The organism is Nocardia nova NBRC 15556 (assembly GCF_001613005.1).
GTDB lineage: Bacteria > Actinomycetota > Actinomycetes > Mycobacteriales > Mycobacteriaceae > Nocardia > Nocardia nova.
The window spans coordinates 1-19,936 of record NZ_BDBN01000124.1; the positions used below are offsets into that span (position 1 = coordinate 1).

Annotated in this window: 16 protein-coding genes; 9 read left to right on the forward strand and 7 right to left on the reverse strand. The window is 64.6% G+C overall.

Annotated elements, in window-relative coordinates; genetic code table 11:
• The 5 genes from NN2_RS32950 to NN2_RS32970 form a co-directional block, all read right to left on the reverse strand.
• Positions 1-1,074: MCE family protein (locus NN2_RS32950; RefSeq protein ID WP_063018936.1), on the reverse strand; the 1,074-nt coding region annotated here is incomplete at its 3' end.
• Entirely contained in the window at positions 1,074-2,066 is a 993-nt protein-coding gene (locus NN2_RS32955) for an MCE family protein (protein WP_439955876.1), read from the reverse strand. The genes NN2_RS32950 and NN2_RS32955, both read right to left, overlap by 1 nt.
• Positions 2,067-2,089: 23 nt before the next feature.
• Positions 2,090-3,289, reverse strand: a complete 1,200-nt coding sequence (locus NN2_RS32960; protein WP_063018911.1) for an MCE family protein — start codon at positions 3,287-3,289, stop codon at positions 2,090-2,092.
• A 7-nt stretch (positions 3,290-3,296) separates the two neighbouring features.
• A complete protein-coding gene (locus NN2_RS32965; RefSeq protein WP_063018913.1) occupies positions 3,297-4,124 on the reverse strand; it encodes an MlaE family ABC transporter permease in 828 nt (275 codons plus the stop codon).
• Between the two features lie 2 nt (positions 4,125-4,126).
• The gene (locus NN2_RS32970) at positions 4,127-4,915 is read right to left on the reverse strand and encodes an MlaE family ABC transporter permease (RefSeq protein ID WP_063018915.1); all 789 of its coding nucleotides are present in this window, start codon (positions 4,913-4,915) and stop codon (positions 4,127-4,129) included.
• Between the two features lie 540 nt (positions 4,916-5,455).
• On the opposite strand from NN2_RS32970, the gene NN2_RS32975 reads away from it, so the two are divergent.
• Positions 5,456-6,805, forward strand: coding sequence for a C40 family peptidase (locus NN2_RS32975; RefSeq protein ID WP_063018917.1), 1,350 nt, complete (start codon positions 5,456-5,458; stop codon positions 6,803-6,805).
• A gap of 100 nt (positions 6,806-6,905) precedes the next feature.
• Here NN2_RS32975 and NN2_RS32980 read toward each other — a convergent pair whose 3' ends face one another.
• Both NN2_RS32980 and NN2_RS32985 read right to left on the reverse strand, forming a co-directional pair.
• A complete protein-coding gene (locus NN2_RS32980) occupies positions 6,906-7,748 on the reverse strand; it encodes a LuxR C-terminal-related transcriptional regulator (protein WP_245658952.1) in 843 nt (280 codons plus the stop codon).
• Positions 7,749-8,095: 347 nt separating this feature from the next.
• Positions 8,096-9,274: a LuxR C-terminal-related transcriptional regulator gene (locus NN2_RS32985; protein WP_063018921.1), complete on the reverse strand. Its 1,179-nt coding sequence runs from the start codon at positions 9,272-9,274 to the stop codon at positions 8,096-8,098.
• 286 nt (positions 9,275-9,560) lie between these two features.
• Here NN2_RS32985 and NN2_RS32990 point away from each other — a divergent pair, with 286 nt between their 5' ends.
• The 8 genes from NN2_RS32990 to NN2_RS33025 form a co-directional block, all read left to right on the forward strand.
• A complete protein-coding gene (locus tag NN2_RS32990) occupies positions 9,561-10,535 on the forward strand; it encodes an NAD(P)H-dependent flavin oxidoreductase (RefSeq protein ID WP_063018923.1) in 975 nt (324 codons plus the stop codon).
• Between the two features lie 222 nt (positions 10,536-10,757).
• A complete protein-coding gene (locus NN2_RS32995) occupies positions 10,758-12,356 on the forward strand; it encodes an acyl-CoA carboxylase subunit beta (protein WP_063018925.1) in 1,599 nt (532 codons plus the stop codon).
• 8 nt (positions 12,357-12,364) lie between these two features.
• Positions 12,365-14,389 carry an acetyl/propionyl/methylcrotonyl-CoA carboxylase subunit alpha gene (locus tag NN2_RS33000; protein WP_063018927.1) on the forward strand — a complete coding sequence of 675 codons (2,025 nt, stop codon included), beginning with the start codon at positions 12,365-12,367 and terminating at the stop codon, positions 14,387-14,389.
• Entirely contained in the window at positions 14,389-15,153 is a 765-nt protein-coding gene (locus tag NN2_RS33005) for an enoyl-CoA hydratase/isomerase family protein (RefSeq protein WP_082857445.1), read from the forward strand. Before NN2_RS33000 ends, NN2_RS33005 begins: the two co-directional genes overlap by 1 nt.
• Positions 15,153-15,953, forward strand: a complete 801-nt coding sequence (locus tag NN2_RS33010) for a TIGR03084 family metal-binding protein (protein ID WP_063018931.1) — start codon at positions 15,153-15,155, stop codon at positions 15,951-15,953. Before NN2_RS33005 ends, NN2_RS33010 begins: the two co-directional genes overlap by 1 nt.
• A gap of 14 nt (positions 15,954-15,967) precedes the next feature.
• Positions 15,968-17,755: an acyclic terpene utilization AtuA family protein gene (locus tag NN2_RS33015; RefSeq protein ID WP_063018933.1), complete on the forward strand. Its 1,788-nt coding sequence runs from the start codon at positions 15,968-15,970 to the stop codon at positions 17,753-17,755.
• The gene (locus NN2_RS33020) at positions 17,755-18,906 is read left to right on the forward strand and encodes an acyl-CoA dehydrogenase family protein (protein WP_063018935.1); all 1,152 of its coding nucleotides are present in this window, start codon (positions 17,755-17,757) and stop codon (positions 18,904-18,906) included. The genes NN2_RS33015 and NN2_RS33020 overlap by 1 nt, the downstream gene beginning before the upstream one ends.
• A gap of 10 nt (positions 18,907-18,916) precedes the next feature.
• Positions 18,917-19,936 (forward strand): AMP-binding protein (locus NN2_RS33025; protein WP_156511541.1); only part of this gene is annotated, 1,020 nt, incomplete at its 3' end.

The following is a 19,936-nucleotide window of genomic DNA, read 5'->3' on the forward strand; positions in this document are numbered from 1 at the left end:
CGCAGCCGGGCCGGGTGCGGCGCCGGGTGCCGGAGCCGGCCGTGGCCCGCCCAAGGCGCTTGGATCGAGCCCCGCATCCTTGAACGCGGCGTCGATGAAGGGCTGAAGATACTGTCCCGGAAGCAGATTCATGATGTATGCCTTGAAGAACGGGCCGGAGGCGACCGATTCGCCGAGCGAGGTGATGTACTGGCTGGCCGGCAGGATGGCCTTGGCCAGATCGTCCTTACGCCGGTTCAGCAGATCGGTCACGCTGTTGAGCTGCTGCAGCACCGGGCGCAGTTGCTGCTGGTTCTCGTCGATGAGCGCCGCGATATTCGACGTGACCGACGACAGGTTCGTCAGCAACGTCTGTATCGCTTGGCGGCGTTGGTTCAATGCCTCGAACAGGGTGTTGCTGTCGAGGAGCAGCTTGTTGATCTGCTCACTGCGGCCCCCGAGCACCTTGGTCAGCGATTCCGCGTTGTGGAACAGGTCCTGCACCATCTTGTCGCGCGAGGCCACCGAATTCGACAGGCGCCCGACGCCGTCGAGTGCGGCCCCGAGGTTGGGCGCGGTTTGATCCAGGGTTCGACTCAGAGTGCCCAGCGCATCGGTCACCTGCCCGAGGTCGAGATCGCTCACCGTCGTGGACAGATCGCCCAGTGCATCGGTAAGCAGATAGGGGGTGGTGGTGTGGTCGATCGGTATCGGGTGATCCGGCGAGAGTTTCTTCGCGCCACGCGAGTTGATCTGCAGGGATTTGCGGCCGAGCACGGTCAGTGTCTTGATCGCGACCTCGCTGTCGCTGCCCAGCGCGGGCCCGTCGACATCGAATTTCATCAGGACCTTATCGCCCTCGATCTCGATGTGCTTCACCTTCCCCACCTGGACGCCCGCGAGAAACACCTTGTCTCCCTCCACGATCCCGCCGGTGTCACCGAAATACGCCGAGTACGTTCGGGACGAGGAGAACCAGGAGCTGATGGTGTCGAATCCGACCGCCACCACGACGAGGGCGACCACGACAAGGATTCCGATCAGTCCGGTCCGGACCGTGTGGGACTTCTTTTCGTTGCTCTTGCGGCTTGTCATCAGGGTGTGCACCTTCCTGCCCGCTGCCCGATAATCGGGATGTAGACCGGATTGCCGTCGGGACCGTTCACCTTGATCTGCACATCGCACAGGTAGAAGGTGAAGAAGTCGCCGTAGAGGCCCAGCCGCGACAACCGGTTGTAGGCATCGGGCAAACTGCCCAGGGCCCAGTCGACGTAATCCTTGTCGCCGTTGATCACTCCTGCGAGCCGGCCCGCCTCCGCGATGTCGTTCTTGATCGTCGGCCGGGCGTTCGTCAGCAGATCCGCCACCGACCGCGAGGCATTGTTCACGTGGACCAGGGCATCACCGATCGGATCGGACTGAGCCGACAGCCCGCTGATCAGTTGCTGCAGCTTGTCGATGCCGTCGTCGAATTCGGCGTTGCGCTTGTCGACAGTGCCCAGAACGGCGTTGAGCTTCTTGATCACCGACCCGATCAGTTGGTCCCGGTCGGCCAGCGTGGAGGTCAATTGACCGGCCTCGTGCAGCAGGTCGGAGATCGTGCCACCCTGTCCCTGCAGAACCGTCACCAGGGAGTTCGACAGCCGATTCACCTGATCGGGCTGTAGGGCCTTGAACAACGGGCGGAAGCCGTTGATCAGTGCGTCCAGATCCAAGGCCGGCGCGGTGCGGCTCACCGGAATCATGGCTTGCGGCGACTGCGGAGTCGTCGAGCCCGGAGCGTCGAGCAACTCCAGATAGTGTTCGCCGACCAGATTCTCGTATCGCACCGCGAGTTTGGTCGACTGCGTGATCGGCACCGCGTGCGTGAGACCGAATTCGACCAGCGCCGTGCCCTGACCGGTGACATGCACCGACTTCACCTTGCCCACTTCGACGCCGGCGACTCGGACGAACTCCGCCGATTTCAAACCCGAGGCATCGGTGAATTCGGCGCGGTAGGTCCGCTCCGAACCGAAGCGCATCTGGGAGAACACGATGATCACCGCTGCGGTGAAGAACACCATGACCACAGCGAATATCGACAATTTGACAAGGGTTCCGGATATCTTCATCGGGGGGCCGGCCCTCCTAGGATATTGCCGAACAGATAGTCGGCGAAGTACGGCGACCCGATCCGGGGGGCGGTCGAATCGGTGATATTCGCCCCGGTATCGGTGACGAGCACCGGCGCCGGGTACATCTGGCGTGTGATCATCGGGTAGCAACCGGGCTGCCCGCCGGGCCCGCCCTCGGCCGCCACCTTCGGGAGGTTCTGGGGGTACCGATACGGGTCCGCACCGCCGAGGAAACCGATATCGAGATCGGCCGAGTATCCGGTATTTCCACCGAACGACTTCAGCTGTGCGTCGCGGGTATCCACGCTCTGGTGCAGTAGACAGGTCAGCTCCGGGCTGTATTTCGCGAGCAGCCCGGCGGTTGGGACCAGCAGTCGCATCGAATCGACCAGCCCGTGTTCGAGGTCGTTGGTGAGCCCCGCGCCCTCGTTACCGAATGTCACCGCGGCCTGCAGGATCGAGGTGAGCTGAGCCTGTCGCGCGACCACGGAATCCGCTGTGGTGGAGGCATATCCGAGCATGTCCAGCAGCTGCGGTGCGACATCGGCGTAGATGTTGGTGACCGTCGCGGCATTGTGCAGGTCACTCTGCAACTGCGGCATTGCCGGATGCAGGCGGGCCAGGGTCGCATCCGTTTTCGCCAGAGTGTCACCGAGTTGCTGTCCGCGCCCGCGCATTCCGTCGGCGACGGCCGACAGCGCGGAGTTCAGCTTCGCCGGGTCCACGTGTTGCATCACCGATTCGAGATTTTCGAACACCGTGTTGACCTCGGTGGTCACATTGGCCGAGCGCACCTGCGCGCCGGCCGGCAATCGATGCTTCGTATTCGACGAAGTCTGCAGCGCAACGTATTTGGACCCGAACGCGGTGGTCGCCTTGATCTCGGCGCTGGTATCGGCGGACAGCAGTGCGAACCGCGGCGCATCGATGTCGAGGTTGAGTCGCGCTCGCCCATCGGCCTGGGACACGTTGCGCACATGGCCGATCACAACCCCGTTCAGTTTGACCTTCGCGCCGTCCTCCATCACCAGACCGGACCGATCGGCGACCACCGTGATCGGTACGGTCCGCTTCAGATCGCCGTGAAAGGACAGGGTGCAGAACAGAATTGCCGCTGTCAGGCCCGCGGTCAGCGCCACTCCGGCTCTGATCAGCGGCGGCTTCTTGTAGTGGTTCTTCCTACCTGTGCTCATATCGCACCTATCCCGCGAGATCGAATTTGCCGGAGACGCCGTAGATGGCCAGTGAGGCGAACAAGACCACCATCACCACCACAGCCAGCGAGGTGCGAACGGCGCGGCCGACCGCTTCGCCGACCCCGGCCGGTCCACCCGCGGCGCGGTATCCGTAGTAGCAATGGATCAGCATCACGACATTCGCCATGAGCAGCGCCTGCAGAAAGGACCAGAACAGATCGCTCGGGCGCAGGAAGGTGAAGAAGTAGTGGTCGTAGACGCCCGATGACTGTCCGTAGATGTCGACCGTGATCACCCGTGCGGCGAGAAAGGACATGATGACGGCCACCGAATAGATCGGAATGATCGCCACCACACCTGCGATAACGCGCGTCGACACCAGATACGACATGGACCGGATTCCGGCCACCTCGAGTGCGTCGATCTCCTCACTGATCCGCATGGCGCCCAGCTGCGCGGTCGAGCCCGCGCCGATGGTCGCCGACAATGCGATCCCGGCGGTGATCGGAGCCATGATTCGCACATTGCAGAAAGCCGCGAAGAATCCGGTGAGCGCGTCGACGCCGATGTTGCCCAGCGAGTTGAATCCCTGGATCGCCGCGAGCGTGCCACCGGCGAAGGTCATGAAACCGACGATCACGACCGTTCCACCGATCACCGCCAGAGTTCCTGTCCCCATACCGATTTCGGCGATGAGACGCATCGTCTCCCGGTTGTAGGAGCGCAACGCATGCGCAGAGTAACGTGCGGTCTTCCAGTAGAACAGCGCCTGATCGCCCAGCGACTCGAGCGTCCTGCGCGGCGCGGCGACCACCGTCGACATTATGGCCATGGCTATTTTCCCGTTCCGTATTTGACACCGACCGCCGTAGCGATGACATTCACGGCGAAAAGCGCCATGAATGCGTACACAACAGTTTCGTTCACTGCGTCTCCGACACTCTTGGCACCCCCCTTCACGGTGAGACCGCGATAGCAGGCGACCAATCCGGCGATCAGGCCGAAGATGCATCCCTTGCATTCGGAAATGACAACCTCGGGAGTTCCGGTGACGAAAGTCAGCGAGGAGACGTAAGCACCCGGCGTAACATTCTGAAAGAAGACGGAGAATATGAACCCACCCACAATGCCGATTGTGATCACCAGGCCGTTCAACAACAAAGCGATCACCGTGGAGGCCAGTACCCGAGGTACCACCAGCCGTTGAATCGGGTCGATGCCCAGCACTCGCATAGCGTCGATTTCCTCCCGAATGGTCCGCGCACCCAGATCGGCACAGATCGCTGTAGCTCCGGCGCCGGCCACGACCAGTACGGTGACCAGCGGTCCGATCTGGGTGACCGCGCCGAGCGCAGCACCGGCGCCGGACAGGTCCGCCGCACCGAATTCCACCAGGAGAACGTTCAAGGTGAAAACCACCAGCACGGTGAACGGCACTGCGACCATCAATGTCGGCACCATCGAAACCCGGACGATGAACCATGACTGCAGCACGAATTCCCGCCATTGGAAGGGCGGCTTCACCATGGCGCGGAATGTCGCAGCGCACATTTCGAAAAATGCCCCTACCCCCCGCAACCCGGTATCTGCCGATTTCGACAACCTGGCGGCACGGCGCACCATGGCTGCCGATGTAGTCGAGCCGGTTTCCGGCGAACCGGTCATCGGCTTTCCTCCTCATCATTCGTGGACGGGGCTACCGTTGAATCGGCCGGCCCGCTGTCGAAATGGGATATCTGCGCTCACACGAGCGATGTGCGACTGTCTGCCCGGACCCGGGCTGAGCCGGATAACGCTCGTCAAATCGAGAACGTCCCCAACATATGACGGGAATCACCACAATCGCGATATCCCCCGGGGGGAAGCCGACCATCCGATCGGGGGAGACGGGCGTGAGCTACGAACTAGCTTGCAGGGCTGCGACGTAGCGTTTTCCACGGGATTATCACGCCGATTCGCAAGAGCTTATCGCTGGATCGAGCCGGCTGTCCGCTTCGCGCATCGCGCCACCCCTCCCTATCGGAGGGGGCATCCCCTATCAGAGGAGGATTCGGTGAGACCAGCCACGCATCAGGATGGTCTCGGGGGTATCGAAACGTAGCAGTATCTGCGGCGCAGTATCTGCCGAGCTCCCGAAAAACCGATCCAGGAAGGTGAGCCGCGATGTCGGATCCGATTTCCGTGATCGCCACCATCGTCATCTCCGCGACAGGTGCGATCGACAACGCCAATCTGCCAAATGCGGCAAAGGCATCCGCGCACGCGGCAGTCGCATCCGGTGGTGACGCGGCCAAGTCGTTCAGCGTGCAGCTCGATCGTGCAGTCTCTCAGTTGCCGGAACCGGCACAGCAGGCCTCGCGCGCCGCAATCGATGCCGCCTCCGATCACCTTGCGGCCATGGTGCCCGCAGCGAATGCCCCTGCGGAACAGTCCGCTACGGACCAGGCACCGGAGCCGGACATGAGCGCTCCGGACCGGAACGGATACGAGGCCGCACCGCTGCAAGCCGACCTCACTGCCTCGCCGGACCCGACAAACACCGAGTACGCGGTCGCTGCGACAAGGCCGGTATCGATCCCAGTACCCGATGCGGCAGCGGTACCGCCCACGGCCACCGGCCGAATCGCCGCATTCGTGCCGTGGTTCCGGAAGGCCGGCTCGCTGTGTTCCGGCATCAAAGCCCCCACCTTGGCAGCCCTGTACGCGGCCGAGAACGGCTTCCGTTACGGACCCGACGCGCCCGTGTCCCCCACCGGCGCGTTGGGTCCCGGACAGTTCATGCCCGGGACCTGGGCGGTGTACGGCAAGGACGTACACGGCACCGGGACTCCCGATGTGTTCGATATCGGTGATTCGGTCATGGCGTCGGGACATCTGCTGTGCGACAGCTATCGACAGATCGAAATGTGGAAGGGCGAGGGACGGGTCGTCGGCGACACTCTCGCTTTGACCATCGCCGCCTACAACGCCGGGGCGGGGGCCGTCTTCCGCTCGGGTGGAATGCCTTCCGGCAGCCCCGATTACGAACATCAAACCAAGCCCTATGTCGCCCGCATTCTGGCCACTCGCGAACAGTACGAATGGCTGTCGGCCGACGATTACCTGCTGCCGGCGGCGAACCATAGCATCGAGGACGTCGGCCACAGAATCGTCGCGCAAGCAGTGAGGTACCTCGGGCTGCCATACGTGTGGGGCGGCGGTGACAGCAATGGGCCGACCTCAGGTGGTTTCGACTGCTCTGGGCTCACTTCCTTCGCGGTGCATGCCGCCACCGGCGGCGCCGTCACTCTGCCCCGGACCTCACAGGGCCAATGGCATGTGGGCGTGGAGATCCCACTCTCGGAAGCCGCCCCCGGCGACCTGCTCTTCGGAAGTTGGGCACCGGACGACGGCCAGCCGGGGCACGTCGCGATCTACCTCGGCAACAACCGAATGATCCATGCCCCCCAGCCCGGCGAGACCGTCCGTATCAGCCCCGTCATGTCCGGCATGCATGCCCGGCGGATCAACTGAGCAGAAGCAGGGTGGCGCCCCCGGGAAGTTCCGGGGGCGCCATCCGTATTCGAAAAGCAAGATCAGCGACCACATTTGCCGAAGGTCAGCTCGAAAGCACCTATTCGGCCTGCAGAGACCACGCGATGGCCTGTGCCCGGTTGGCCGCCCCGAACTTTCGCAGAATATGTTTGACATGCGATTTCACGGTGCCTTCGGTGATGATCAGGCGCTCGGCGATGGCGCGGTTCGTGGCGCCGGCAACCATAAGTCGGAAGACGTCGGCTTCACGCTCGGTGAGATCACCCATGCTCCCGTACGCGGGCCCCGGGCCTATGGCGGCGCGCTCATGGTCTTCGGCATCGTCGGCACCGGCCATCGAAAGGTCTGCTTCGCACAGCTCGTCCATGCGATTCACCGCGGAAACGATCAAGTCGCGTACCTGGTCGCGCTGGTCGCGCAGCTGTTCCAGCAAGACAGTGCGTTCGTAGATGTGACTGAAGCCATCGGTGAAGGCCCACAACACATCCCGGTCACCTTCGTCGGCACGGCGAGTCAGCGGATGGTGGTCGGCATGAACGAATCCGACAACGTCCTCGCAATGGACGATCGGAGCCACCACATACGAGCGCGACCGCCCGGCATCGACGATAATCGGCCGGTACACGGGCGCGTTCGAGGTGTCGTACACCAGCGACGGACGCCGCTTGGCCAACAACTGCGCCTCGGGTGCCCGCGAATCGAGCGGAATGGCCTGATCGATCCAGTCCGCGAACCACGATTCCGATTCACGTTCGGCGGCAAAATGCGCCATCGCCGGACGCCACGAACGTCCCTCGACCCGTGACAGCACCACCCGCTGAAATCCGCAGCGCAGCACAATCTCCTCACATGCCACGTCCAGAAGCGCCGTGGTATCGCGAATGGAACGCAGGCGGCTCAACCCGGCCGCGCAGTCCGCCATCCGCTGACTGCGTTCACCCGTGTCGTGAAGGTAGAGGTCCAACGCGAGTTGCTGCAGCTCCAGTATCAGAGCGCACAGCGTCTCAGCGGTCGCCGTATCGGCACTGGGAACACTGCGCAGTCGCGCGATGCAGAAATGAATCAGATTGGACACTACTTCCGCCGAACGCCATGGACCGTCCCACCCCACGCGGGGCAGCGGAGTAGCGGACCCGACCGCTTCGAATACCGCGTCCCGCAGCACCGCCATCCGGGCCGCGATTTCCCCTTCGCGCCGACGCCATCCGTGCCGGATACGGCCGGCCGGACTGGCGGCACTGTAATCGCTCGCCATTGCAACTGCCATTGTCATACCCGCCGTTCGTTGTTCGCGGCACGAATGAACTGTGCGATGGCACCAGCACGATTGGGTGCACCAAGCTTGTGCAAGATGTGCTTGACGTGCGATTTCACCGTGCTCTCGGCCACCATGAGCCGGTCGGCCACCTGAACGTTGGTCAGACCACCGGCCAGCAATCTCAACACCTCCCTTTCGCGTGCGGTGAGCCTCGCCAGACCACCGGGCTCGATTCGTCCGGGCTCCTCTCTGGCGGCGAGTACCTCGGGTGTGACCGCTACTGCCGTGCGCACAGCTGGACCAGGGAGTCGCACCGACACCTTCTGGGGGGCTTCGAGGATCCGCTCGGCTGACCGGAACACATCGGACAGGCGTTCACGCTGCCGAGCCAGTCGTGACTCGAGCACCATGCGCTCGTAGATCACGCCGACCCCCTCGGCAAACGTGCGCAAACTGTCACGGTCGGCGGCGGTGAGCGGGCGCCCCGAGAGATAAGTGTCGGCATGGAGCAGTCCGAACACCGAACCACCCGCAATCAAGGGCGCGACGACGTATTCGCGAGTATTCGAGGCGTTCATCAATGGACGGAATGTCCGAGGCTCATCCTGCGCGTCGGTGACGAGGGCCGGCAGCCGTCGCCGCACGACCTCGGCCTCGACCATCGGTGAAGCCAACCGGATCTCGAGCTCGGCAATATAGTCGGTCAGTTCGCGGTTGAAGCCGCTGTCGTTGCCATCGGAGAGAAACAGCAGCGACGGCGCCCAGGTAGAGCCGCGCACCATGGAAACCATCGCTCTGTCGAAGCTCGCCGCCGCACACAATTCGGCCGCGGCGGCTTCGAATACTTCGGCGGCCGTGGTCTTCCTGCGCAACCGTGCCAAAGCCTCGAAGATCCGCCCGGGCGCGAAACTGGGCTGCGTCAGAGTGTGCTTGCGCAATGTGGACTGCATCGCGCTGACATCGGTCAGCAACTCGGCTAGATCTGTTACGTCGGCCGAACCGCCCTGTATGGAGCCCAATCGGCGATTCGTGCGTTCCAGAGTCACGCCCAGCAATTGGAGGTAGGCGCGGTTCGTACCGTCGCCGGCGGCATGTTCGGCCAGCTCACCGACCCGCGAGTTCAGTTCCGAAATCCGGGACACCAGCCCGGCGAAGGTATGCTGCTGCGGTACTGCTGCCGGTGCCCTCATCGTCCCTCGAGCTTCTACTGACGCCGACCGGAATCCACGCAGCCAGCGTTCCGGGTGCCTCGTCGCGCCCTTGGCCCAACTCCCGGGTTCCACACCTCGCGCCACGTTAACGATGTGTTGCGCGATTTACTTACGGCTACATAGTCCGTGATCCAGGTCACCGTGTCAAGCGGCGGCTATCGACCTCTACTCGAGAAACGCCGTTTCAGTTGCCGCCGAGGACTTGCAACCAGCAGCCGGAGGCACTCCGCACCGACAATTAAGTGATTCGTGATTTACTAGCGCTATGGCATTGCCCGACTCTCTCACGAATCGACTGACGATTCCCGCCATCGCCGCGCCCATGACAAGCGTGTCGGGGCCGGATCTGGTCATCGCCGCGTGCCGTCACGGCGTCGTCGGCTCCTTCCCCACCCACAATGCCGCGACCACCGAGGAGCTCGATGGCTGGCTCGACCACATCACCTCCGCGGTCGGCGACCACAGCGGAACGGCCGCCCCCATAGCTCCGAACCTGGTCGTGCATCGGACGAATGCGCGACTGCAAGCCGACCTCGATTGCCTGGTACGCCACGGAGTCGAACTCGTCATCACCAGCGTGGGATCACCGAAGCCGGTCATCGCACCCTTACACGACATCGGCTGCCAGGTGTGGGCGGACGTCTCGAGCATGGCGCACGTGGAGCGCGCGCTGGAGGCCGGCGCCGACGGTCTTGTGCTGCTCACCGCCGGCGCCGGCGGACAGACGGGGTGGGCCAATCCGTTCGCGTTCACGCGAGCGGTTCGCGCACATTTCGACGGGCCGATCGTGCTCGCCGGCGGCATCACCGACGGAACTTCCATCCTCGCCGCGCAAGCCCTGGGAGTCGATCTGGTCTACTTGGGGACGCGATTCATCGCCACGACCGAAAGCCTCGCCGAGGACGGATACCGAGTCGCGTTGGTCGAATCGACGCTCGATGACGTGACGCTGTCCACCTACGTCGGCGGTATACCAGCCAGTCTGCTCGCGAGCTGGCTCGCCCGCGAGGGCGCATCCGAGTTGGAATCGCACGACTCGGACGGCTTCGAGCAGGACCGGCTACTGCGCAATCGCACCGCCTGGAGTGCGGGGCACAGCGTAGCCGGGGTCGATGCCATCACCTCGGCTGCCGAACTGATCGGAACAATCGCCGAGCAATACGACCGAGCACGAACGACGCTGCTGTCGACCCTCACCGCCCCGCGCTCGCACTCCCACACGCGACCCCATCCCCGCTGACCCTCCGCCCGAATCGGCGTTCCGGTCGCTGGCTAGCCACTTCCCAATCACTAACAATCTGGCCGTGCAAGGGGGGTTCGGAAGAAACAGCAGGTAGATAGCACAACTGCAGAGAACTTCCCTGATTGCTGATTGTAAGTTAGTGTATCGTCATTCACTAATCCGGACTGTGGTGACTCCCGCCCGACTGTGACAGCGACATTCGAATCGAAAGGCGTACGGATGCCCGTACTCAAATCCGAGGTCGACCCCGCGTCGTCGACGTATCTCGAGAATTACGACACCCAGGCGGCAGCCGTGGCTGCCCTGAACGAACAGCTGGCATTGGTCGCCGCCGGAGGCGGGGATCGCTACGCCAAACGCCATCACGACCGCGGCAAGCTCCTCGTACGAGAACGCATCGAACTGCTGATCGACCGCGACGCCCCGTTCATGGAGCTGTCCGCCTTGGCCGCGTGGGGCACCGAGTTCAACGTCGGCGCCGCGATCGTCACCGGCGTCGGCGTCGTCTCAGGCATCGAGTGCATGATCATCGCGCACGATCCCACCGTGCGCGGCGGCACGATGAATCCGTACACGCTGCGAAAGAACTTGCGCGCGTTGGAAATTGCGCGCGTCAATCGGCTCCCTGTGGTGTACCTGGTGGAGTCCGGCGGCGCCGATCTGCCCACCCAGGCAGAGCTGTTCGTTCACGCGGGCAGGATCTTCCACGAGCTGACCGAGATGTCTTCGATGGGCATCCCCACTGTGGCGCTGGTATTCGGAAATTCCACCGCCGGCGGCGCCTACGTGCCGGGCATGTGCGATTACGCGGTACTGGTCGACAACGCCGCGAAGGTCTTCCTGGGCGGTCCGCCCCTGGTGAAGATGGCCACCGGCGAAGACGCCGACGACGAAGAACTCGGCGGGGCGGATATGCATTCGCGGGTATCGGGTCTGGCCGACTACTTTGCGGTCGACGAGACCGACGCCATCCGCATCGGGCGCGATATCGTCGCACACCTGAACTGGCGCAAGCTGGGCCCTGGACCAAGCCAGCCCCCGGACGAACCCCTGTACGACGCTGAGGAACTCCTCGGCATCGCCTCCGGCAACCCTCGCATCCCATTCGACCCACGCGAGGTCATCGCACGCATCGTGGACGGATCGCGCTTCTCGGAGTACAAACCCCGATGGGGCACCAGCATCGCCACCGGCTGGGCCTCCATCCACGGCTTCCCGGTCGGCATTCTCGCCAACACGCGCGGGGTGCTGTTCAGCGACGAGGCCAAGAAGGCCACGGAGTTCATTCTGCTGGCAAACCAGACCGATACCCCGCTCATCTTCCTGCACAACGTCACCGGATTCATGGTCGGCACCGAATACGAGCAGGGCGGGATCATCAAGGACGGCGCCAAGATGATCAACGCAGTCACCAACAGCGACGTGCCGCATATCAGTATCAACATGGGTGGCTCGTTCGGTGCCGGGAATTACGGAATGTCCGGGCGCGCATACGATCCCCGTTTCATGTTCACCTGGGCCAATGCCCGGCTGGCCGTCATGGGAGCCCAGCAACTCGCCGGTGTGATGTCCATCGTCGGAAAGGCCGCGGCCGAATCGGCGGGTCGGGAGTTCGACACAGAAGCGGACGCGAAACGCACGGCGGCAATCGAAAAACAGATCGAAGACGAATCCCATCCGTTCTTCATCTCCGCGCGTCTCTACGACGACGGCGTGATCGACCCGCGCGACACCCGTGCCGTGCTCGGGATGTCCCTGTCTGCAGCCCACTCCGCCGAAGTCGCCGGTCGGCGCGGCTTCGGCGTCTTCAGGATGTGAGAAATCCGATGCCTTCGACAACCCCCACAACGCGACGCACCGCGATCACCAAACTCCTCATCGCCAATCGCGGTGAGATCGCGTCTCGAATCATCCGCACCGCACGGGAGATGGATATCGCGACCGTCGCGTTGTATTCCGACGCCGACATCGACGCTCCCTATGTGCTACAGGCCGACGAGTCGGTGCATTTGCCCGGCACCACGCCCGCCGACACCTACCTACGCGCCGACCTCGTTCTCGATGCGGCCCGCCGCACCGGCGCTACCGCGGTACACCCGGGATACGGATTTCTCTCCGAGAACGAACAATTCGCCCGCGACTGCGCCGCGGCAGGCGTGATCTTCGTCGGCCCCAGCCCCGAAGCGATTGCCGCGATGGGTTCGAAAATCGAAGCAAAGCGGATGATGGCCGCCGCGGGGGTGCCGGTGTTGCCCGGCGCCACCGTCGAGAACGAGTCCGACGAGGACCCGGAACGGTTGCGCGCGGCCGCCGAGAAGATCGGCTTTCCCATCCTCGTGAAGGCCGCTTTCGGCGGCGGCGGCCGCGGTATGCGCATCGTGTCCGACCAGAGCGAGTTGATCGAGGCCGTCGGTAGCGCACGGCGCGAGGCCGCGTCGGCATTCGGGAACGGCACGGTGTTCCTGGAGAAGTTCGTGCGATCCCCGCGGCATATCGAGGTACAGATCTTCGGCGACAGCTACGGCACGGTCGTCCATCTCGGCGAACGCGAATGCTCGATCCAGCGGCGCTACCAGAAGATCATCGAGGAGTCCCCGTCCACGGCCGTCGACGACACACTACGCGACGAACTTGGACGCGCGGCGGTGGCCGCGGGCAAAGCGCTGTCGTACGAGGGGGCGGGCACGGTGGAATTCGTGATGGCGCAGGACGGCTCGTTCTACTTCCTGGAGGTCAATACCCGCCTGCAGGTCGAACATCCCGTGACCGAACTCGTCACCGGGATCGACCTGGTCCGTGGCCAACTGCTGGTCGCCGCGGGCGCCCCGCTGCCCGAGGAGATGCTCGACGTCACGCCGCAGGGCCATGCGATGGAAGTCCGCCTGTACGCCGAAGACGTTGCGGCAGGGTTCATTCCGGTATCGGGCACACTGACGACCCTGGAATTCGCGGACCTGCCCGGCGTCCGCGTCGACGCCGGATTCGCCTCTGGCTCCCAGGTCAGCACCTACTACGATCCGATGCTGGCCAAGGTGATCGGCTACGGTCCCGATCGCGACGCGGCCTGCGATCGAGTAGCGCGGGCACTCGAGGAGACCCTGATCCACGGAGTGACCACGAACCGGGATCTGCTGATCGGTATCCTGCGCGAGCCCGAGTTCCGCTCCGGTGCCATCGATACCGGCTATCTCGAACGCCACGACCCGGCCGATCTGATGATTCGCCGCAACGGAAACGATGCGGCGGAGCAGACACACGCCTTGGTCGCCGCGCTCGCCGCTCAAGCCGATCGCCGCGCGAACTCGTCCGTACTGCCGGGGCTGCCGTCCGGCTTCCGCACTCTGCCCAGCGCACCCCAATCGGTGTCCTTCCGGGCAGGCGAACAAGTGATCGACGTGGAATACCTTTTCGACCGGACCCAGCTGCGCGTGCGGGTGGGTGACTGGCGGCCGGAAAGCCTCGAACTCAACACCGCGAGCGCCGAACTCGTCGACATCGCCGTCGACGGCGTCAGGCGGCGATACCGCATCACCCGCAGTGGTGCCGCGTATTTCGTCGACAGCGCCCTCGGCGCCACCGAACTGCACGAGGTCGAGCGCTTCCCCGACCCGAGCGATATTCAGGAGGCCGGATCGCTGCTGGCCCCCATGCCCGGAACCGTCGTGCGAGTCGAAGTAACCGAAGGACAATCGGTTTCCGCCGGGGACGCGGTCGTGGTGCTGGAAGCCATGAAGATGCAGCACACCATCCGGACCCCCTCGGACGGCATCGTCGTGAAGATCCCCGTCGCGGTGGCGGCTCAGGTCGATTCCGGCCAGGTGCTGGCTGTCGTGCAGGACGGTGAAAACTGATGGACGAGGTGGTCCGTTACGAGGTCGACCGCGGCGTCGCCTGGCTGACGATCGATCGGCCGCATGCCCGCAACAGCCTGAGCAAGGCCGTACGCCACGGATTGTTCGAGGGCGTGCGCCGTTTCAACGACGACGACAGCGCGAAGGTTCTCGTGCTCACCGGCGCCGGCGACAAGGCATTCTGCGCCGGGGGTGATCTCAAGGAGATGTCCGAGGAGAAACTGACGATCCCCCCGGTGGACTATGTTCCGCAGTTCGGCCGGAATATCGACGTCGTCAAACCGACCATCGCCGCTGTCAACGGGGCGGCCTTCGCCGGTGGTTTCCTGCTCGCGCAAACGTGCGATCTGTGCATAGCATCCACCACCGCGACGTTCGCCATATCGGAGGTGAAGGTGGGCCGCGGATCCCCTTGGGCGGCACCACTTCCCCTCATGATCCCACGGCGAGTGGCCATGGAGATCGTGCTGACCGGAGCACCGATGACGGCCCGGCGCGCCTACGAGATCGGCTTCGTGAATCAGCTGGCAGAGCCCGATCACCTGCGCGAGCGCGCGCAGGCGTTCGCACAGCAGATCGTGGCGAACGCACCGCTGTCGGTGCTGGCCGGCAAGCAAACCATGACACTGACCGCGCAATACCCCTTGCGTGAGGCCTTCGACCGTGCCGAGACAATTTGGGCGCCGGTGTATTCGAGCGCGGACGCCCAGGAGGGCATGCTGTCGTTCACCGAAAAGCGTGCCCCCAGATGGCAGGGGAAATAATGGCTCTCGACTATTCCGCGCTGCTGCGCGACCTCGGGCAGGAGACCGACCGGCTGATCGATTGCCTGTCGAGCACATCCGAACTCGCCTGGGAATCGGCCACTCCGGCGGAGGGCTGGGCGATCCGTGATCAGGTATCGCATCTTGCCTACTTCGACGACTGTGCGCATCTGGCGCTCACCGACGCGGACCGCTTCCGTATCGAGGCGGACCGGCTGACATCGCTGGGACCGGATTTTCCGGACCGGATCGCCGAGGCGCATCGCCACCTCTCCGCGGGCGAGTTGCGCAGCTGGTTCGAGGAGTCCCGCAGCCGGCTGCTCACCGCACTCACCACTGATGATCCGCGTCGCCGCCTGCCCTGGTTCGGGCCGGATATGAGCGTGGCCTCCTCGGCCACCGCGCGACTGATGGAAACCTGGGCACACGGTCAGGACATCTACGACGCACTGGGGGTCGATCATCCGCTGAGTTCCGGTTTGCGCAGCATCGCCCACCTCGGCGTCAGCACGTTCGCGTTCGCGCATCGCCTCAACAACCTGGAGGTGCCGGCCGAGCCCGTGCGCGTTGAGCTGTACGCACCCGACTCCGACGAGGTGTGGACCTGGGGACCGGCCGACGCCACCGACCGGGTGACCGGGCCCGCCGAGGACTTCGTCCTGGTGGTCACCCAGCGCCGCCATCGCGAGGACACGAAGCTGGTCGTCGAGGGCGGCATCGCATCGCGGTGGATGACGATCGCACAAGCCTATGCCGGTGCTCCGGGAACCGGCCGCCCCAGCCGAACCGGCGCTCGCTGAAGGGAATTCGACCGATGAATCGAACAACACCGCGCCGACCGGTGCGTATCGGCAATGCGTCGGGCTTCTACGGCGACCGCTTCGCCGCGTTCCGGGCGATGGTCGAGGGTGGGCCGGTCGACGTCGTCACCGGCGACTACCTCGCGGAGCTGACGATGCTGATCCTCTGGAAAGCCAAGCAGAAGGATCCCGAAACCGGTTATGCCAAAACATTTCTGGCCCAGTTCGAACAGGTTGCCACGACCTGCGCCGCGCGCGGGATCAAGGTCGTGGTCAATGCCGGCGGACTCTCCCCTGCGAGCCTGGCGGAGCGGATCCGGTCCGTCGTACGGGAGGCGGGGCTTGAGCTTTCGGTAGCCCATATCGAGGGCGACGATATCATCGAGCGGCTGCCGCAGCTGCAGGCCGCGGGGCACCCCCTGCGCCACCTCGACAAGGGCATCACCCTGGAAGAGTCCGGCGCACAACCGATTTCGGCCAACGTCTACCTGGGCGGCTGGGGTATCGCGGCGGCGCTTGCCGGTGGCGCCGACGTGGTGATCACGCCGCGGGTCACCGATGCGGCACTCGTCCTGGGCGTCGGCGCGTGGTGGCACAACTGGAAACGCACCGATTTCGACGCCCTCGCGGGGGCGGTGGCCGCGGGTCACATCATCGAATGCGGGCCGCAGGCCACGGGCGGCAACTACTCACAGATCGACGAGATCGCCGACCGCCGTTATCCCGGTTCGCCGATCGCGGAACTCGCGCACGACGGCAGCTTCGTCATCACCAAGCACGACGACACCGGCGGCCTGATATCGCCCGGGACCGTCACCGCGCAGTTGCTCTACGAGGTCGACTCGCCGGTGTATCTCAATCCGGACGTCGTGGCACATTTCGACACCCTGCGATTGAGTCAGGACGGTACGGACCGAGTCCGGGTGAGCGGTGCCACCGGCTCGCCCCCGCCGTCGACCCTCAAGGTCGCGATGAATTTCATCGGGGGATACCGCAACACGATGACTCTGGTGCTGACCGGCCTCGATATCGAGGAGAAGGCCCGATGGGCTACCGAGCAGCTGTTCGAAATTCTCGGCGGGCGCGAGCGATTCGACGACGTCGATGTCCAGTTGCTGCGCTACGACCGGGCCGAACCGACCCGGATGAGCGAGGCGACGGCGCATTTGCGGGTCACCGTCAAGGACCGCGAGCGGGCAAAGGTGGACCGAGCCTTCTCCAACGCCGTGCTCGAGCTCGCGGTCGGCGGCTACGCCGGATTCCACACCACCACACCGCCGACGTCCGCCTCCGAATTCGGCGTCTACTGGCCGACCGTGATTCCGGCCTCCGAGATCGAACAGATCGTGGTGCATGCCGACGGCTCGCGCGAGACGATCGGGCACACCTCGCAGACCGACGATCGATACGCCGGGGTGATCCCCAGCGGCGATATCGTCTCCCGCACGGCTGATTTCGGGCCGGCGAGCCGGCGGCCGCTCGGTTCGGTGGTGGCCGCACGCTCGGGTGACAAAGGCGGCAAGGCGAATGTGGGGGTGTGGACCGACACCGACGAGCGGTGGGATTGGCTGCGCTCGCACCTGACCGTCGAGAGATTTGTCGAATTGGTGCCGGATGCAGCGGCCTTCGAGGTCAGGCGGTACGAATTTTCCAATCTGCGCGCGTTGAACTTCGTCGTCGTCGGCTTCCTGGGGGACGGCGTCGCGTCCTGCACCCGGACCGACCCCCAGGCCAAGGGGTTCGGCGAATTCCTGAGGGCGACCTATACCGATATTCCCGACAAACTCGCGGGAGATTCCTGATGGACTTCGCCGAATCGAACGAGCAGCACGAACTACGCCGCGCGATCGGCGCGATCACCGACAAATACGGCCCCGCCTATTACGCCGAACGCGCCGTGGCGCACGAGCCGACTACCGAGCTCTGGCAGGACCTCGCCGCGCACGGCTTCATCGGCATCAATCTGCCCGAGCGATACGGCGGTGGTGGCGCCGGAATGACCGAACTGGCCATGGTGTGTGAGGAAACCGCCGCGCACGGCTGCCCGCAGCTGCTCCTACTGGTGTCCAGCGCGATCTCCGGTGAGTTGCTGTCGAAATACGGCACCGACGCACAGCAACGAGAGTGGCTGCCGCGCATGGCGTCCGGCACGAAGGTCGTCTTCGCCATTACCGAACCCGATGCCGGGTCCAACAGCCATCGGATATCCACCACCGCCCGGCGGTCGGGCGGCGACTATCTGCTGACCGGAACCAAGTACTACATTTCCGGCGTCGACGAGGCCGTCGCGCTGATCGTCGTCGCCCGGACCGGACGTGACGAATCCACCGGCGCGGCGCGCATGTCGCTGTTTCTCGTCCCGACCGACGCTCCCGGTCTGATCAAGCACCGGCTACCGGTCGGGATCAGCGTTCCGGAAAAGCAGTTCACGCTGCACTTCGACAATGTGCGGCTGCCCGCCGCCAGACTCATCGGCATCGAGGGTGAAGGATTCCGGCACGTCTTCGACGGGCTCAATCCCGAGCGAATCACCGGAGCCGCGGTATGTGTCGGGATCGGCCGTTTCGCCATCGAGCGCGGCGCGGCCTATGCCCGTACCCGGTCGGTGTGGGGCGCGCCCATCGGGCGCTACCAGGGGATCGCGCATCCCCTGGCGAAAGCCAAGATCGAGGTCGATCTCGCGGCGATGATGACCGCCAAAGCGGCGTGGCTGTACGAGAAGGGGTTGCCCGCCGGCGAGGCAGCCAATATCGCGAAATACGCCGCGGCCGAGGCTGCCGTCGCCGCCGTCGATCAGACGATCCAGCTTCACGGCGGAAATGGCATCAGCGCCGAGTACGGCCTGCTGCCACAGTGGGGACTGGCGCGGTTGCTGCAGATCGCGCCGGTAAGCCGTGAGATGATCCTCAATTACGTTGCCCAGCACAGCCTTCGGCTACCGAAGTCCTACTGAACGAGGCGAGATGACCGACACCACCGCTGAGCACCGAGACGTGTACCCGCCTACCGCCGAATTCGCCGCGGCAGCCAATGCCGATGCGTCCATCTACGAGCGGGCAACGGCGGATCGCGACGGGTTCTGGGCCGAGCAGGCGCAGCGGCTGCACTGGCATCAACCGTGGGATCGGGTGCTGGACTGGGACGACGCGCCGTTCGCGCGCTGGTTCACCGGCGGCAAGCTCAACGTCGCCTACAACTGCGTGGACCGCCACGTCGCCGACGGCTACGGCGACCAGGTCGCCATCCACTGGGAAGGTGAGCCCGGCGATTCCCGCTCGATCACCTACGCCCAGCTGCAGGCCGAGGTGAGCCAGGCCGCCAACTACTTCACCGAACTCGGCCTGGTCGCCGGCGACCGGGTCGCGATCTACATGCCGATGGTTCCCGAGGCCATCGTGTCGATGCTGGCCTGCGCGCGGCTGGGCCTGACCCATTCGGTGGTCTTCGCCGGCTTCTCCCCCAGCGCCCTGCGTCAGCGCGTCGACGACGCCGAGGCCCGCCTGGTGATCACCACCGACGGCCAGTGGCGCCGCGGTAAGGCCGCGCCGCTGAAGGAAGCCGTCGACGAGGCGCTCTACGCCCACGGCGACGTCCCACACAGCGTCGAACACGTGCTCGTGGTGCGCCGCACGAATATCGAGATCCCGTGGACCGAGGGCCGCGACCTGTGGTGGCACGAAACCGTCGCCCAGGCGAGTCCCGAGCACGAGGCCCAGCCGTTCGATGCCGAGCACCCGCTCTACATCCTCTACACCTCGGGCACCACCGGGAAACCCAAGGGCATCCTGCACACCTCCGGTGGCTACCTGACCCAGGTCGCCTACACCCACCACTACGTCTTCGACCACAAACCCGGCGCCGACGTGTACTGGTGCACCGCCGACATCGGCTGGGTCACCGGGCACTCCTACATCGTCTACGGCCCGCTGGCCAACCGCGCCACCCAGGTCGTCTACGAGGGCACCCCCAACTTCCCCGACGAG

Excerpts from the sequence above, each read along its gene's own strand:
- NN2_RS33000 (WP_063018927.1), top strand. The coding sequence starts at position 12,365 with ATGCCTTCGACAACCCCCACAACGCGACGCACCGCGATCACCAAACTC.
- NN2_RS32990 (WP_063018923.1), top strand. The coding sequence starts at position 9,561 with ATGGCATTGCCCGACTCTCTCACGAATCGACTGACGATTCCCGCCATC.
- NN2_RS33020 (WP_063018935.1), top strand. The coding sequence starts at position 17,755 with ATGGACTTCGCCGAATCGAACGAGCAGCACGAACTACGCCGCGCGATC.
- NN2_RS32960 (WP_063018911.1), bottom strand. The coding sequence starts at position 3,289 with ATGAGCACAGGTAGGAAGAACCACTACAAGAAGCCGCCGCTGATCAGA.
- NN2_RS33015 (WP_063018933.1), top strand. The coding sequence starts at position 15,968 with ATGAATCGAACAACACCGCGCCGACCGGTGCGTATCGGCAATGCGTCG.
- NN2_RS33005 (WP_082857445.1), top strand. The coding sequence starts at position 14,389 with ATGGACGAGGTGGTCCGTTACGAGGTCGACCGCGGCGTCGCCTGGCTG.
- NN2_RS32985 (WP_063018921.1), bottom strand. The coding sequence starts at position 9,274 with ATGAGGGCACCGGCAGCAGTACCGCAGCAGCATACCTTCGCCGGGCTG.
- NN2_RS32965 (WP_063018913.1), bottom strand. The coding sequence starts at position 4,124 with ATGGCCATAATGTCGACGGTGGTCGCCGCGCCGCGCAGGACGCTCGAG.
- NN2_RS32980 (WP_245658952.1), bottom strand. The coding sequence starts at position 7,748 with ATGGCGGACTGCGCGGCCGGGTTGAGCCGCCTGCGTTCCATTCGCGAT.
- NN2_RS32975 (WP_063018917.1), top strand. The coding sequence starts at position 5,456 with ATGTCGGATCCGATTTCCGTGATCGCCACCATCGTCATCTCCGCGACA.
- NN2_RS33010 (WP_063018931.1), top strand. The coding sequence starts at position 15,153 with ATGGCTCTCGACTATTCCGCGCTGCTGCGCGACCTCGGGCAGGAGACC.
- NN2_RS32970 (WP_063018915.1), bottom strand. The coding sequence starts at position 4,915 with ATGGTGCGCCGTGCCGCCAGGTTGTCGAAATCGGCAGATACCGGGTTG.
- NN2_RS32995 (WP_063018925.1), top strand. The coding sequence starts at position 10,758 with ATGCCCGTACTCAAATCCGAGGTCGACCCCGCGTCGTCGACGTATCTC.